The following is a 14,929-nucleotide window of genomic DNA, read 5'->3' as shown; positions in this document are numbered from 1 at the left end:
TTGAATGGGCGGCAATGCGCGTCTATTGAATGCACCCATGACATCTCGCATCAAGATCCTCGACACCATCTCCGATCCCGGAGATCCCGCAAAGCCGAACGACGACAGCTTCGGCCATAACCAAGCCTGCGCCTTCGTCATCGACGGCGCGACGGGCCTCGGTGATCGCCAGTACATGGACAAGGCAGGCAGCGACGCCGCCTGGATCGCCCGGCATTTCGCCCGCGGCTTTCAAGATCAAATCACCCGCGACACCGGCGTCTCGGAGGTTGCGCGCAGCGTATCACTGGCAGCCCGCACGGAATTTCTACGCCGCAACGAGAATGTTCCGCGCTACGCCTGGCCGCTGACCGCCTTTGCCATGCTGCGTCAAACACGCGGTGGATTCCACTTCGTCGGCCTCGGCGACTCCTGCCTCTTTCTGCTGCAAGAAGACGGCTCAGCCGCGATGCACATGGCGATCCCCGGTGCCTATGAGTATGAGCAGAGCCAGGCGCGAAAGCACATTGCCCGCACAGGCGGCATTACGAAGGAAGGTGGCGCACTCGGCAATTTGGAAACGCTCGCCTTGCTGCGTCAGCACCGCGAGCGCCAGAATACGCCGGAAAGCGGCGTGTGGACCCTTGGCCTTGTGCCGGAGGCGGCCGATCATCTGGTTTCCGAGCCGCTCGATATCAAAGGCCAGGCACACGCCATCGTCTGCAGCGACGGATTTTCGGATCTGGCGGTACTGTACGCAGCCTACGATTCGGCAAGCCTCGTACGTACCGCACGCGAGAGGGGTCTGCGGCCAATGCTGGACGAACTCAGACGCTTCGAACGCGAGGTCGATCCGGAAGGGCTCCGCTATCCGCGTTTCAAACAGAGCGACGACACCACGGCGCTGCTCGTTGAGTTGACGCCCGCTACTTGAGGCGATTTTCTATTCAGATTCAGTGCGTTGCCGCCGAAACCTGATTCGATCTATCGGCTCTTTGAATCAAATACTGAAGACGCAGCCGATCAGGCCGCGTCTTCAATCTCCTCGTCGCGCTTGCGCGGCACGTAGTTGAGAACCGGTCCAAGCCAGCGCTCGACGTCAGCAACATCCATGCCCTTGCGAACGGCATAATCCTCGACCTGGTCCCGCTCCACCTTGGCGACGCCGAAGTAGTACGACTCGGGATGACCGATATAGATGCCGGAGACGGATGAACCTGGCCACATCGCATAGCTCTCGGTGAGCGTCACGCCGGCTGCATTCTCGGCATCGAGCAAGCCGAACAGTGTCTTCTTCTCGGTGTGGTCGGGCTGCGCCGGATAGCCCGGAGCCGGGCGGATACCGGCATATTCCTCGGTGATGAGCTGCTCGTTGGAGAGATGCTCATCCTGCGCATAGCCCCAGTACTCACGACGTACCTGCTCGTGCATGCGTTCGGCAAAGGCTTCCGCGAAGCGGTCGGCCAGCGCCTTCACGAGAATTGACGAATAGTCGTCATTGGCGCGCTCGAAGCGTTCCGCAATTGCGACCTCCTCGATACCAGCCGTGACGACGAAACCGCCGACATAATCCTGAACGCCGCTTTCGACCGGAGCAACGAAGTCCGACAGCGCGACATTTCGCCGGCCATCGCGCTTCGAAAGCTGCTGGCGTAGCGTGAAGAAGGTGGCAAGCTCTTCCTTGCGGCCGTCGTCCTTGAACAGGCGGATATCGTCGCCGACCGCGTTCGCCGGCCAGAAGCCGATGACGGCACGCGGATGGAACCACTTCTCGTCGATGATCTTCTTGAGCATCGCCTGCGCATCAGCCCACAGCTGGCGAGCCGCCTCGCCCTGCTTCTCGTCCTCGAGAATTGCCGGGAAACGGCCGCGCAGTTCCCAAGTCTGGAAGAACGGCGTCCAGTCGATGTACTTGGCGATCTCGGCAAGATCGTACCCGTCGAAGACCTTGGTGCCAAGGAAGCTCGGCTTGGTGGGCTTGTAGGCGGTCCAATCGACCTCGTGCGCGTTTTCGCGGGCACGCACCAGCGGCAGGCGAACCTTCTCTGCCTCGCTGCGGGCATGCGCAGCCGCCACTTTGGCATACTCTGCGCGGATATCGGCCACATAGCCATCGCGGCTCTCGGGCGACAGCAGCGATGAAACGACGCCGACCGCACGGCTGGCATCCGTCACGTAGACCGTCTGGCCCTTGCTGTAGCCCGGATGGATCTTGACTGCCGTGTGGACACGGCTCGTCGTCGCACCGCCGATCAGCAGCGGCAGATCCAGCCCCTGGCGCTCCATTTCAGCGGCGACATGCACCATCTCGTCGAGCGACGGCGTGATCAGGCCGGAGAGACCGATGACATCCACCTGCTCGGCAACGGCGGTCTCGAGGATCTTCGTTGCCGGCACCATGACGCCGAGATCGATGATCTCGTAATTGTTGCAGGCGAGAACGACACCGACGATGTTCTTGCCGATATCGTGGACGTCGCCCTTCACGGTGGCCATGAGAATCTTGCCGGCAGCCTTACGCTCGTCGCCGCCGTTGAGCCGCTTCTCTTCTTCCATGTAGGGAAGGAGCACGGCAACCGCCTGCTTCATCACGCGGGCAGACTTGACGACCTGCGGCAGGAACATCCTGCCGGAGCCGAAGAGATCGCCGACCACGTTCATGCCGGCCATCAGCGGGCCTTCGATGACATGCAGCGGCCGCGCGGCCTGCTGACGGGCTTCCTCGGTGTCGGCCTCGATATATTCGGTGATGCCGTTGACCAGCGCATGCTCAAGGCGCTTGGCGACCGACCATTCGCGCCAGGAAAGATCCTGCACCTTCGCTTCCCTGGTGCCCGCGCCGCGGAACCGCTCTGCAACCTCAAGCAGACGCTCGGTCGCATCCGAACGGCGGTTCAGCACCACATCTTCGCAGGCTTCGCGCAACTTCGGATCGATGTTGTCGTAGACCGCCAACTGCCCGGCGTTGACGATACCCATGTCCATCCCCGCCTGGATGGCGTGGTAGAGGAACACGGCATGCATCGCCTCGCGCACCGGCTCGTTGCCGCGGAACGAGAAGGACAGGTTCGAGACGCCGCCCGAAATATGCACCAGCGGCATGCGCTCGCGGATCGTCCGCGTCGCCTCGATGAAGTCGACGCCATAGTTGTTGTGTTCTTCGATGCCGGTCGCGACCGCAAAGACGTTCGGGTCGAAGATGATGTCCTCGGGCGGGAAGCCGGCCTTTTCGGTGAGGATCTTGTAGGCTCGCGTGCAGATCTCAACCTTGCGCTCGTAGCTGTCCGCCTGCCCCGTCTCATCGAAGGCCATGACCACGACGGCGGCGCCATAAGCATGCAGCAACTTTGCCTGGGCAAGGAAGTTCTCCTCGCCTTCCTTGAGCGAGATCGAGTTGACGATCGGTTTGCCCTGAACGCGCTTCAGGCCGGATTCGATGATCGAGAACTTCGACGAGTCGATCATCACAGGCACGCGGGCGATATCGGGCTCGGCGGCGATCAAGTTCAGGAACTCGATCATCGCCTTTTCGGAATCGATCAGGCCCTCGTCCATGTTGATGTCGATGATCTGCGCGCCGTTCTCGACCTGGTCGCGCGCAACATCGAGCGCTGCCGTGTAGTCGGCATTGGTGATCAGTTTGCGGAACTTCGCAGAACCCGTGACGTTGGTGCGCTCGCCAACGTTGACGAAGGGAATGTCCTTGGTCAGCTCGAAGGGCTCGAGGCCCGACAGCGACATGAACGGGCGATGCTCGGGGATTTCCCGCGGCTTGTACTTGGCAACGACGTCGGCAATCGCCTGGATATGTTCCGGCGTCGAACCACAGCAGCCGCCAACGATGTTGACGAGGCCTTCGCGCGCAAAGCTCTCGATCTGCGCCGCCATCAGTTCCGGCGTCTCGTCATACTGGCCGAACTCGTTCGGCAGGCCGGCATTCGGATAGGCGCAGATGAAGGTATCCGCAGCGCCCGAGAGCTCCTGCAGGTGCGGACGCATGGCGTTGGCGCCGAGTGCGCAGTTGAGGCCGATCGTGAACGGATTGGCGTGACGCACCGAGTTCCAGAAGGCGGACGGCGTCTGGCCGGATAGCGTGCGGCCTGAAAGGTCCGTTATCGTGCCGGAGATCATGACGGGGAGGCGGATGCCCTTCGCCTCGAAGCGCTCTTCACAGGCAAAGATCGCAGCCTTGGCGTTCAGCGTGTCGAAGATCGTCTCGATCAGGATGATGTCGGCGCCACCGTCGATCAGGCCGTCGATCTGTTCGCCATAAGCGATGCGCAGATCGTCGAAGCTGACGGCACGGAAGCCCGGATTGTTGACATCGGGCGAGATCGAAGCCGTACGGTTCGTTGGGCCGATGGCACCGGCGACGAAACGGCGGCGACCATCTTCGCGCTCGGCACGGATGGCCGCACGGCGCACGATCTCGGCACCCTCCTTGTTGAGCGCATAGACTTCGCTTTCCATCGCGTAGTCGGCCTGGGCGATGCGCGTCGAGGAGAACGTGTTGGTCTCGAGGATATCGGCGCCAGCCTTGGCGTACTTATAATGGATCTCTTCGATCGCATCCGGCTGCGTCAGGATCAAAAGGTCGTTGTTGCCCTTCTGATGGCAAGCACAGCCAATGAAGCGGTCGCCGCGGAAATGGTCTTCATCGTAGCCCAGCCCTTGGATCTGCGTACCCATGGCGCCGTCAAGAACGAGGATGCGCTCGCTGGCGGCTTTCTTAAGCGCCGCAAACACTTCACTGCCGTCGCGCTTTGCCCCTTCGGGACCAAAGAGAGTATCAAACACGGGCGGACTCCTTGACGTCGTTACTGGCCAGTTGACCAAATCACATAAAGATATCTTTATGTCAATATATGCCCTTCATGTGGCGCCTTTGCGGCGCTTGACACATGACAGACTCGGGCGGTCCCTATATAGGCAGTTGCAAGGACTTTGTGCACGAAATCGGAGGAGTATCATGGCATTTGCAATCGGCGACGCCACGCTCGGAAACTGGACCACCCGCACCTACCACCGCAATTGGCTTCTCGCACAGGCAAACGGCCTTTTCGATTTCTTCCAGCACAATTCGGTCAATCCCGAGGGCGGTTTTTTCGATCTCGACGATAGCGGCAAGCCCCTCGATGCCGCAGGCCAGGTCCGTCCGATCCACATTGCAGCGCGCGCCGTTCACTGCTTTGCCATTGGCGCCCTGCTTGGCCGCCCCGGTGCTGCCGACATCGTCGATCACGGCATGCAGTATATCTGGAAGCATCACCGCGACAGCAAGAACGGCGGCTACTTCTGGTCGCTCAACAGCGATGGTCCGGTCGATTCTACCAAGCAAGGCTACGGCCATGCCTTCGTGCTGCTTGCCGGTTCCTCGGCGAAGGCCATCGCACACCCGCTTGCCGACGGCATGATCGCCGATGTGACCGAGGTCTTGAACACCCGGTTCTGGGAAGCACGCCACGGCGCGATTGCCGAGGAATTCAACGCCGACTGGTCGCCGATCGACGGGGGCACCTATCGCGGCCAGAACTCCAACATGCACCTGACCGAGGCGCTGATGGCGGCCTTCGAAGCGACAGGCGACAAGGCCTATCTCGACAAGGCCGAAAGCATTGCCGATCTCGTTATCCGCCGCACTGCCGGTTCGGTGGATTGGCGCGTGGCCGAGCACTTCACGTCCGAATGGGTTCTCGACAAGGACTATCGCGGCAACGAGATGTTCCGCCCCTCAGGCACCACGCCGGGCCATTGGCTGGAGTGGGCGCGCCTCGTGCTGCAGCTCTGGGCGCTCGGCGGCAAGAAGCACGACTGGATGCCGGAGGCAGCCAAAGCTCTCTTCGCTCAATCGATGCTGCTCGGCTGGGATGCGGACAAGGGCGGCTTCTTCTACACGCTCGACTGGCAAGATGCGCCCGCCAAGCGCGAAAAGCTCTGGTGGCCGGCTTGCGAAGGTGCTGGCGCGGCACACTTCCTCAACGAGCACCTGCCGAGCGACTTCCACGAGGAAAGCTACCGCAAGATCTGGAACGTCATCGAGCGCTGCTTCATCGACCACAGGAACGGCGGTTGGCACGAGGAACTCACCGAAGACCTGGCTCCCGCCCACACCATCTTCCCCGGCAAGGGCGATATCTACCATGCCCTCCAGGCCTGCCTGATCCCTCTCTTCCCGGCAACCGGCAGCCTGACCAAGGTTATTCCGGAAGCCGGCGGCAAGACCTGATCCGGAGCGAGCGCCACCCCAATGGCGCTCGGCCATCATTTCAAGTGATATCGCGGCGGCACCGTAACTCGAGCGGAGGACACGACGCGGCGCACTGGCGCAAACGACAAGACGTCGTCGAAATGGCCGTGCGATAGAAAAACAAATCGGGGCGAGGTTTTGGTTTATGACGCGAGTTCCAACGACCAATTGGGCGGCAAGCTTTCACTATGGCTTTCGAGATTGTCTTTACCCGACTTCTGTGGAGGCGGTTTGCGAGATCGTGGCGCGATCGCCAAAGATAAAAACCGTGGGGTCAGGCCACTCATTCAATGCGATCGCCGATGGCGACGTTGCCCTGTCGCTTAGCGAACTTCCGATCAACCCGATTATCGAAGGCGATGGAACACAGGTTTCAATAGGCGGTCATTGCACCTATGGAGAGCTTGCGCTTTTCCTCCATCGGCATCATCTCGCCGTTCACAATCTGGCATCGTTGCCCCACATTTCGATTGCCGGAGCAATTGCCACGGCAACGCATGGCTCAGGCAACCGGAACGGTAACCTGGCGACAGCGGTTTCGGGACTCGAGATGGTTTCAGGCGACGGCCGCCTTATAAAGGTGGGACGCGGCCATGCCGATTTCTTGGGACTGGTGGTGCATCTGGGTGCCCTTGGCGTCATCACGCGCGTGACGCTTGACGTTCAGCCGGAGTTTCAGATTACACAGTCTGTCTACGAAGGATTGGCCTGGGACAAGCTGTTGGCCAACCTCGACGAGATCATGGCTGCGGGCTACAGCGTCAGTGTGTTCACGCAATGGGGTCAACAAGCGGGATCAATTTGGGTCAAGAGAACCGCATCAGCCGATGAATGGCCCGCCGCCATCCATGGCGCAACGCGCGCGATGGTCAACAGGCATCCCATAAGCGGATTGGATTCGCAAAATTGCACGGAACAGTTGGGGCAGTACGGGCGATGGTCTGACAGGCTCCCGCACTTCAAGATGGGCTTCACACCCAGCAGTGGCGAGGAGATACAGTCCGAATTCCACGTTTCCAAGGAGTATGGGGCGACGGCGATCGAAGCCCTGCTGTCAATCCGTGAAAAGTTCGCGCATCTGGTGCAAGCAGCGGAATTCCGGACAGTCGCAGCAGATGAGTTGTGGCTCAGTCCCCAGTATCACCGCGACACGCTATCGATCCATTTTACCTGGGTTCGGGATCAGGAGGCAGTGAACGCGGCTGTGGAGCATATTGAGCAGATGCTATCGCGGTTCACGGCCCTGCCACACTGGGGCAAGGTCTTCACCGGGCGCCATATCGGGGCAAAATACGAAAGGCTCCCTGATTTTGCCCAGCTCCGAGACAGGATGGATCCCCAACGGGCGTTTTCTAACCCGTGGTTGGAAGACGTCATATTTGGTACGAGCGAAAACTAGGCGCCTGTCGCCGACGACGTTGCCTCTCCCTCGACCCGCGCGAATTGCAGCCGTACCACCGTCCAGGAAGATCGATTGCAGCATAGACCTGGCGTGTCATAAGCACGCCAGGTAAGGACGGATCTATGCCAAGCGCAGCGCGTCGAGGTCCTTCGCCAGCATCAGTGCCAGCGCCTCGACGGCGAGATTGTGGTCGTCACGTTGCGGCAGGCCGGACACGGTGACCGCGCCAATGCAGCCCGTGCCCTTTACATTGATCGGGAAGCTGCCGCCGTGTGGCGCATAATCGGCATCCGCGAGGCCGTTGTCGGCAACCGTCTTGCCTCTCTGCTTGAGATCGAGACCGATCGCGTAGCTGCTCCTGAAGTAGCGCAGCACCAGATTGCGCTTGCGCCGCACCCACTGCACATTGTCGGGGGTGACGCCGGGGAGTGCAGCGTAGAAGACGGGCATCGAATGCAGTGTGATGTCGATGGCGATACCGAGGCTGCGTTCGGTTCCGAGCTCCTGCAGAAGCTTGCCGAGCTGCCACGCCGTCGTGAGATCAAAGGTGTCGAAACTCAACGCCCTTTCCTGTTCTGCGATCCGCGCGAGGTCATCGTCTGGCGTGGTCATGTCTGCTTCCTCTCCTGCAATGCTTTTTTCTGAACAAATGCAAGCGGAGCGTAAAAGTAAAGCAGAATCGTGATGATACCGGCGCCCTTAAATCTCGATGGGAGCATCTCGAAGCGATCGCGGTTCGTGGATTGGCTGTCGCAGCCGAGGGGCGCAAGGGCATCGACCTCGGCGGCATCGACGCGCAGGCGACGGAGCGAGGCAATCGGGACGAGGCTTTCCGATTGATGCTTCACCACATCGCACATATTGAGGCCGACCTCGATCTGCGCGAACGCAGGCGCGTCGGCCTCAAGAAACCTTTGAACTATAGCAATTTTTAGCTTGGGAGGCGCGATTGCGGCCGAGTGACCGCAATCCACCAGTTCAACTATCCGAGTGGTGTTCGGCTGGCCGTTCTGCAACGGCGACGATCTCAGGCATGCCGTTTGCAAGCAGGCGCTTGCGAACGAGGACGCCCATGACGCGAGCGGCGGTCGAGAAGCTCATCTGGTCAAGCGGTCCTTCGCCTTCCCAGGGTTTGGTAAGCCGTTCGGTGACGGCCCCGACGATGTTCATCGGAACGATATCGTCGCATTGGCGCATCGCTTCGAAGACCTGGCTGATGGGAACAACGCGTCCTTCGAAGGTGACGATTGGTTCTGTGAGTTCCGTATCCCACTCTTCGAAGGCATAGAGTGCTTCGCGGAAGAGTTCCTGAAGGGTGAACGGGGCGTGTCCATCGTGAAGCGGCGGCAAGGCATTCGTCATGTCTGTCTCCTCTTTAGGGCTATTTGCCATTCCTCCTCTTCGGCCGGGCAGCAATGTGGGAAGCAGAACTCAGGGTTCCCCTGCGCGGCCGAATAACACGATCGATGTTATAGTGTAATATATGCGTGATAAAGCGTTTTATCCGCCTCGCGGTTTCCTGTCGCCGGACAAAAACAAATAGGCCATTGATATTGCAGAGAATATCAATGGCCGTTCGGTATCAAATTAAAGGCAGCCGAGGCGCCGGGCGATTACTGCGCGATCGAAAACGTCACGTTGACGGTGATGTTGTAGCTGGTTTCACCGCCCTGGACCGGTACGGCTGAGTCTGCCGCTTCCTTCATCATGGCTGCCCGATAGACCGGCACCGGCTGCGGGCGCGGCCATGTCTCGCTAATCTCGATCACACGCCCGAGCTTGACATCGGCCGCTTCGGCCAGCGTCTTCGCCTTCGCAATCGCATTGGCGACAGCATTCTTGCGCGCCTCTTCCATTGCCTTCTCGGGCTTGTCATTGGTGAACTGAATGTCGCCGCCCTGGTTGACGCCGAGTGTCACGGCCTCGTCGAGGATGACGCCGAGCTTGGAGAGGTCGCGGACCCGAACGCTCAGCGAATTGGACACCTGGTAGGCGATCAACTGTGGCGACTGAGGCTGACCATCGTTGGACTGCGGGTAGCTGTACTGCGGCTGCACCGAAAAGCCCGAGGTTTGGAGATCCCGCTCGGCGATACCCGCCTTTTTGAGCGCGGCCAGCACATCGTTCATCGACTTGTTGTTCTCGTCGAGCGCCGAGCGTGCGGTCTTTGCCTGCTTCACGACGGAAAGGTTGAGCACCGCCATGTCGGGTGCCACGCTCGCCTGGCCCTCGCCGCTAACGGAAATCACAGCCTCGCGCGGCTGCGAATCGGCGCCCAGCGCCGGCAGCGCCGTGACAGCCGCGATCGGAAGTCCAAGCAGAAGGCTGAAGGCGATTGTTCTGGTGTTCGGCAGCACGATGTTTCACTCCGTGATTGTGAGGTCTCGATTGTCGTCTTGCCGATTGATTGTGAAGCTATTGCGGCAGTCCCTTGTGACCGCTGAAGAATTGCGTTAGAGCGAAACCCGTTCCGGGGAACCATTGCGCCGGACACGGCAGCCACGCTGCCGCAGGGCCTGTAGCTCAATGGTTAGAGCCGGCGGCTCATAACCGCTTGGTTGGGGGTTCGAGTCCCTCCGGGCCCACCACTTTTTTCAGGGTTTTCGCCGTGCCTGCCCGTTTCACCGGCGCTTGTGGGCGACGGATCTGAATCTTTGCGCTCACCGTTCGTTGTCATTGAATCTGCCAGAAATGCGATAATTTTCAACGTTTATCAGAGGCGTAGCCGGCAAGTTGCCAGGCGGCGGAACGAGCAAGCGGGCCTTCCCGCTTGGCGGATGGTTCGGATCAACCGCCGGGTAGCATGCACCGAGGAAGCGAGATCCCGACTCAACGCTCGCGAAACTGGGCAGCAATTTGGGCGATGAAGCCGCCTGCATCGCGGAACCCGCATTGCGGCCGATCGGCGCCGGAGCATCGGCATCATCTTCAACCTCGAGGCCTGGCCCCAGGACGGCTCGACCCGTGACAGTGTCTACGACGGCTTCATGGGCGAATTCGAGACGCGCATCCAGAAGGTCGTTTCGGTCGGGTCGAAACTCGGTTCCGTGCAGAAGCCACTCGACATGGCCCACGAGTTCAACAAGAACCTCAGGGACTCATACACGTCGGGGATCGGCCGCCTTATCGACGCCGACATGGAAGAGTCCTCGAAGCTGACGGCGCACATCAAGATCGCAGGTTCCTGAATGCGGCTCTGATCTCCTGGCTAAACAGTTCCGGTTCCTCCCAAGCCGCGAAGTGCCCTCCCCTAGAGGCGCGATTGTAGTAAACCAGCTTCGGATACGCCCTCGACAGCCATTCCTTCGGCGGCTTGTAGACTTCCCCGGGAAAAACTGTCACGCCAACGGGCACCTTGATAGGCGTAAGCTTTGCACCTGAGACCGTGTTCTCCCAGTAGATGCGCCCACTGGACGGCCCGGTGTTGGTCAGCCAGTAGAGGGTGATATTGTCGAGGATCGCGTCCCTTGACAGCGCCTTTTCTGGCTCGCCACGGGTGAACACCCAGTCGGCAATCTTGTCATAGAGCCAGGCAGCAAGTCCGACTGGCGAGTCCGCTATCCCGTAGCCAATTGTCTCCGGACGGGTATTCATGATCGCGGCGTACCCGAAGCCATTGTTCAGGAAGTCCCTTGCCTCGTCGAAAACCTTCTTCTCGTCGGGAGAGAGCGTCTCGGGGGCGGGAGCGCCGTTTTTCAATGCCTGGGCGGCGTCCGGTGGGAACGTTGCGGCCCGTTCGATGCGATTGACGTGAATGCCAAGGAGGCCTTCCGGAGCCTGCCGACCAAGGGCATCGGAGATAATCGCACCCCAGTCACCACCTTGCGAAACATAGCTGTTGTAGCCGAGACGCTTCATGAGCACGTCCCATGCGTTTGCGATTCGCTGTGGGTTCCAGCCAGTTGTGCTTGGTTTCTCGGAAAAGCCAAAACCAGGGATGGACGGCAGCACGAGATGGAAGGCGTCTTCGGCCTTGCCTCCATGAGCTGTCGGATCGGTTAGAGGACCAATCACATTGAGGAGTTCGAACACCGAGCCTGGCCAACCGTGAGTCATGATCAACGGCAAGGCGTTCTCATGTTTGGACCGGACGTGAACGAAATGAATATTTAGCCCGTCGATTTCCGTCAGAAACTGCGGAAATGTATTCAGCCTACCCTCGGCCTCCCGCCAGTCATAGTCGGTCTGCCAATATTCGACGAGTTCCCGCAGCTTGGTCGGCTGAACGCCTTGGGATCGGTCGGTGACGGTTTCCCCATCCGGCCAGCGCGTTGCCGCGAGCCGCCGCCGCAAGTCAATCAGGGCCGATTCTGGAACCTCTGCCTTGAAAGCGCTAATTCCACCGTTCCACCCTGGTTTCGCCATTCTGGTTTCCGCCGCTTTTGCAAACGGTGGCAACATCACCGTGGACACAGCGATCACGGTCCCTCCGAGCAACAGGCTCCGACGAGACAGGTCGACAAGTTCTGCCTTTGCACTGACCGTCATTTTCCTTCCCCCTCTGTTACTTCACCGGTTCAACGAGCTTCGCGTTCTTGGTGACGATATACGTCGCCAGCTCCGACGCCTTGCCGTCGCCGACGTTGCGTGCGGAATGAGTAACGCCGTCCGGGATAAACAATGATTCGCCGGCCTTCAGCGTGACAGCCTCCTTGCCCTCCAGCTTGTACTCAAGGGTACCTTCGAGGACGTAGGCGATCTCCTCGCCCGGATGCCTGTGGTTCACTGCGAATGCGCCGGAATTGAAGTCGACGCGAACCTGGACGACTTCCTTGCCGGAAACACTGACGTCCTCCTTTACCAAGTCCGTCCGCCGAATTTCGGGCTGCTCGGCTTGTGCCGTCTGGAAAGTGACAACGGCCGCGACCAGAGCCGCGGGAACGATAAATCGTGCGTTCATTGAATGCTCCTCTGTTGACGAGAGCGGGCGCGACTGCACCGTGCTTACCATCCAAAATCGGCTCGTTCGGTATCCCCTATGTTTTTCAAGGGGGCTAAAAATGTAACGAAGCGTCGCCACCCGCGTTCAGATACAATGCAATACAAAATCGTCCGCCGCGGGGGTTCTCTCCAAGTTGACCGAATGTTGCATATGCATCATATCAGACCCATTCGAAATTGGCTTGGCGTGCATCGCGCCCAAACAAGAAGGAGTCTTGAGATGTTGAAACGCTCTATACCACTCGTTTTCTCAGTCGCACTGAGCGCCCCTGCTGCCGTCGAAGCCGGCGCTGCTCCCGAAAATACCCGCACCGAGATCGGTTACATAGACGTTGCCCCGGACATTTCGCTTCGCCGCATGGTCACCCATAGCGCAAACCAGAAGGGCACCGTTCTCTTTCTGCACGGGTTTCCAGAGACTTTGCTTGTCTGGAAGGATATCGCCACCGAGCTGGCAAAGGACTACGAAGTCCACGCCATCGACTGGCCGGGCTATGGGCTGTCTTCTCGTCCCGAACCGATCAAATTCTCATATTCGCCAAGAGACTACGCAGATGTCTTGGCCGCCTACATCAAGGCTGCCCGCATCGATCGCTCAAAGCTGACAATCTACGCGACTGATATCGGATCGCTTCCTGCGCTTCTGGCTGCCATCGCGGAACCGGATATAGCCGAAACCATAGTCGTCGGAGACTTCGCCCCGTTCAACAGACCTGAGTACATGTACGAGAGCCTCCAGAACCTCAAGAGCGAGCCGGCAGCATCGAAAACACGCATGCACATGAACGAAACAAGCGCGGAGATTCTGGCGAACACCTATCGTCGCGGCTTGCCGCGTGAAAAACAGTTCGATCTTCCGGCGGAGGTCCTCAAGGACATGACGAAGGGATGGGGACACGGCGGCATCACGTCCGCCGACGCGTTCTACCACTACTACTTGCACTTCACCCGAGACCAGGACTACCTAGAGGCTCACCTTGCCGAACTCAAAACACCTGTGAAGGTCGTCTGGGGTGAGAATGACCTGTACATCAAGAAAGCCATGGGCGAGGAATTCTCGCGACGAACCGGCGCTCCTCTGAATGTTCTGCCGGGTATCGGTCATTATCCGCACCTCCAGACGCCGCAGGATACCGTGGCCGAAATCCGGGCTGCGAATTAGCGCGCAGTCACAGGAGCTGTTTCATGCTGGGTCGTCCTCCCTCGGGAGATTTTCGGCTATGTCAATAATTGCTTTTGCACCAGCGCTGCCAACGAGCCTGCTGGCTTTACGCTGCGCCTCGCGCCAGGCAGGAGCGGCCTCGCTGAGAAGGCTTTCCCCGGCGACGGAAATGACGACCGGGCGGCTGCGACCGCCCTCCGTCGGAAGCTCTTCGATCCAGCCTTCCTTGAGGAGCGGTGCGAGGCTGCGGGTCAATGTCGTCCGGTCCTGGAAATTTGCACGGCCGATTTCGGCACGGCTCGCACCACCCAGTTTTGCAATCACGATGAGCATCGAGAACTGGGATGCGCTCAGGCCATGGCAACGCAATTCCTGGTCATAGATACTTGTGATCACCCGGGAGATGCGTCTGGCCCTCGTCATCAGGCATCCGGATACGACTTCGCCAACGATATCGGGCTTGGGATCAATTCGATCCATCCTTCAACCTCCACAACTTTCGAAAGTCCGAGTTAAATAGTGTGTATGCAACATCCAGTCAAATCCTGGGCATAGCACCGAAAACCTTCAAGGCAGGCAAAACGGTCCGGCACCCTTTGGTTTAGAGCGCCGCCGACGCCTTGGAGCCATAGGCCGCCCGAAAAGGCGGCCGTCAAACCAAGAGTGAAAGGAAGAATTGGAATGAACGACACTGCCATCAGTAAATCGGCCGCCGAAACGCAGAGTGTTCGCGGCTTGCCCAGCCATTCGACGGTGGGAACGAATGACCTGGACGCCGCTGCGGCGTTCTACGACAAACTGCTTTCCGTGTTCGGCATCGGGCGCGTTCTCGTCCAGCCTGGTCGTGCCGTCTACTTCGGACGCAAGACCCTTGCAGACCGTCTGAAAACCCCGTCGGGGATTCCTCACGTTAGACTGCCGTGGTAGCTTTTGCCATGGCGCATCTTTCAGGAACAGACCGCTCTCAATTGCTGCTTCTGCCGGAAGCGGTTGATGATTATGTGGGGCCGGACAATCCGGTTCGCTTCATCGAGGCTTTCGTTGACGGCCTCGATCTCCAAGCCGCCGGGTTCGTGCGGGTGGCGGCGAAGGAGACCGGCCGTCCGGGTTACGACCCAGCCGACCTTTTGAAGCTTTACGTGTACGGGTATATCAACCGTGTGCGTTCCAGCCGGCGACTGGAAGCGGAAACGCGCCG

The 14,929-nt window shown here is 59.6% G+C and carries 14 protein-coding genes, 1 tRNA gene and 1 pseudogene; 8 read left to right on the top strand and 8 right to left on the bottom strand.

Going from position 1 to position 14,929, the window contains the following annotated elements:
- The first annotated feature begins 37 nt into the window (after window positions 1–37).
- Window positions 38–913: a hypothetical protein gene (locus tag BSG20_RS23860; protein WP_072379354.1), complete on the top strand. Its 876-nt coding sequence runs from the start codon at window positions 38–40 to the stop codon at window positions 911–913.
- Between the two features lie 89 nt (window positions 914–1,002).
- Here the strand turns inward: BSG20_RS23860 and metH are convergent, their stop codons facing one another.
- Complete coding sequence (gene metH / locus BSG20_RS23855; RefSeq protein WP_072379356.1) at window positions 1,003–4,776, bottom strand: methionine synthase; 3,774 nt, start codon at window positions 4,774–4,776, stop codon at window positions 1,003–1,005.
- A 172-nt stretch (window positions 4,777–4,948) separates the two neighbouring features.
- On the opposite strand from metH, the gene BSG20_RS23850 reads away from it, so the two are divergent.
- Entirely contained in the window at window positions 4,949–6,205 is a 1,257-nt protein-coding gene (locus BSG20_RS23850; RefSeq protein WP_072379358.1) for an AGE family epimerase/isomerase, read from the top strand.
- Window positions 6,206–6,371: 166 nt separating this feature from the next.
- Window positions 6,372–7,625, top strand: a complete 1,254-nt coding sequence (locus tag BSG20_RS23845) for a D-arabinono-1,4-lactone oxidase (RefSeq protein WP_072379360.1) — start codon at window positions 6,372–6,374, stop codon at window positions 7,623–7,625.
- A 123-nt stretch (window positions 7,626–7,748) separates the two neighbouring features.
- Here BSG20_RS23845 and BSG20_RS23840 read toward each other — a convergent pair whose 3' ends face one another.
- The 4 genes from BSG20_RS23840 to BSG20_RS23825 form a co-directional block, all read right to left on the bottom strand.
- Entirely contained in the window at window positions 7,749–8,240 is a 492-nt protein-coding gene (locus BSG20_RS23840) for a heme-degrading domain-containing protein (protein WP_072379361.1), read from the bottom strand.
- Complete coding sequence (locus BSG20_RS38915) at window positions 8,237–8,644, bottom strand: hypothetical protein (RefSeq protein WP_420884126.1); 408 nt, start codon at window positions 8,642–8,644, stop codon at window positions 8,237–8,239. Before BSG20_RS38915 ends, BSG20_RS23840 begins: the two co-directional genes overlap by 4 nt.
- Window positions 8,607–8,990 carry a BRA0787 family protein gene (locus BSG20_RS23830; RefSeq protein WP_072379365.1) on the bottom strand — a complete coding sequence of 128 codons (384 nt, stop codon included), beginning with the start codon at window positions 8,988–8,990 and terminating at the stop codon, window positions 8,607–8,609. The genes BSG20_RS38915 and BSG20_RS23830 overlap by 38 nt, the downstream gene beginning before the upstream one ends.
- Window positions 8,991–9,241: 251 nt before the next feature.
- Complete coding sequence (locus BSG20_RS23825; protein WP_072379367.1) at window positions 9,242–9,985, bottom strand: SIMPL domain-containing protein; 744 nt, start codon at window positions 9,983–9,985, stop codon at window positions 9,242–9,244.
- A 155-nt stretch (window positions 9,986–10,140) separates the two neighbouring features.
- Here BSG20_RS23825 and BSG20_RS23820 point away from each other — a divergent pair.
- Window positions 10,141–10,216, top strand: a tRNA-Ile gene (locus BSG20_RS23820).
- A gap of 399 nt (window positions 10,217–10,615) precedes the next feature.
- On the top strand, window positions 10,616–10,816 hold the full coding sequence (locus tag BSG20_RS35785) for a flagellin (protein ID WP_072379371.1): 201 nt from the start codon (window positions 10,616–10,618) through the stop codon (window positions 10,814–10,816).
- Here the strand turns inward: BSG20_RS35785 and BSG20_RS23810 are convergent.
- Both BSG20_RS23810 and BSG20_RS23805 read right to left on the bottom strand, forming a co-directional pair.
- Window positions 10,797–12,116, bottom strand: coding sequence for an epoxide hydrolase family protein (locus BSG20_RS23810; RefSeq protein ID WP_072379373.1), 1,320 nt, complete (start codon window positions 12,114–12,116; stop codon window positions 10,797–10,799). The two genes, BSG20_RS35785 and BSG20_RS23810, sit on opposite strands and share 20 nt — an antisense overlap.
- 16 nt (window positions 12,117–12,132) lie before the next feature.
- On the bottom strand, window positions 12,133–12,528 hold the full coding sequence (locus BSG20_RS23805) for a cupin domain-containing protein (protein WP_072379375.1): 396 nt from the start codon (window positions 12,526–12,528) through the stop codon (window positions 12,133–12,135).
- 261 nt (window positions 12,529–12,789) lie between these two features.
- Between BSG20_RS23805 and BSG20_RS23800 the strand changes: the two genes are divergently transcribed.
- A complete protein-coding gene (locus BSG20_RS23800) occupies window positions 12,790–13,731 on the top strand; it encodes an alpha/beta fold hydrolase (RefSeq protein WP_072379377.1) in 942 nt (313 codons plus the stop codon).
- Between the two features lie 21 nt (window positions 13,732–13,752).
- Here the strand turns inward: BSG20_RS23800 and BSG20_RS23795 are convergent, their stop codons facing one another.
- Window positions 13,753–14,211 carry a MarR family winged helix-turn-helix transcriptional regulator gene (locus BSG20_RS23795; protein WP_072379379.1) on the bottom strand — a complete coding sequence of 153 codons (459 nt, stop codon included), beginning with the start codon at window positions 14,209–14,211 and terminating at the stop codon, window positions 13,753–13,755.
- Between the two features lie 201 nt (window positions 14,212–14,412).
- Here BSG20_RS23795 and BSG20_RS23790 point away from each other — a divergent pair.
- Window positions 14,413–14,604 (top strand): annotated as a pseudogene (locus tag BSG20_RS23790) (VOC family protein); the annotation flags it as partial.
- A 62-nt stretch (window positions 14,605–14,666) separates the two neighbouring features.
- On the top strand, window positions 14,667–14,929 hold a 263-nt coding region (locus tag BSG20_RS23785; RefSeq protein ID WP_143147522.1), incomplete at its 3' end, for a transposase.

Source organism: Rhizobium tibeticum (assembly GCF_900110205.1).
Taxonomy (GTDB): Bacteria; Pseudomonadota; Alphaproteobacteria; order Rhizobiales; family Rhizobiaceae; genus Rhizobium; species Rhizobium tibeticum.
The sequence above is the reverse complement of the archived record's forward strand: the minus strand, read 5'-3'. Positions and strand labels throughout refer to the sequence as shown.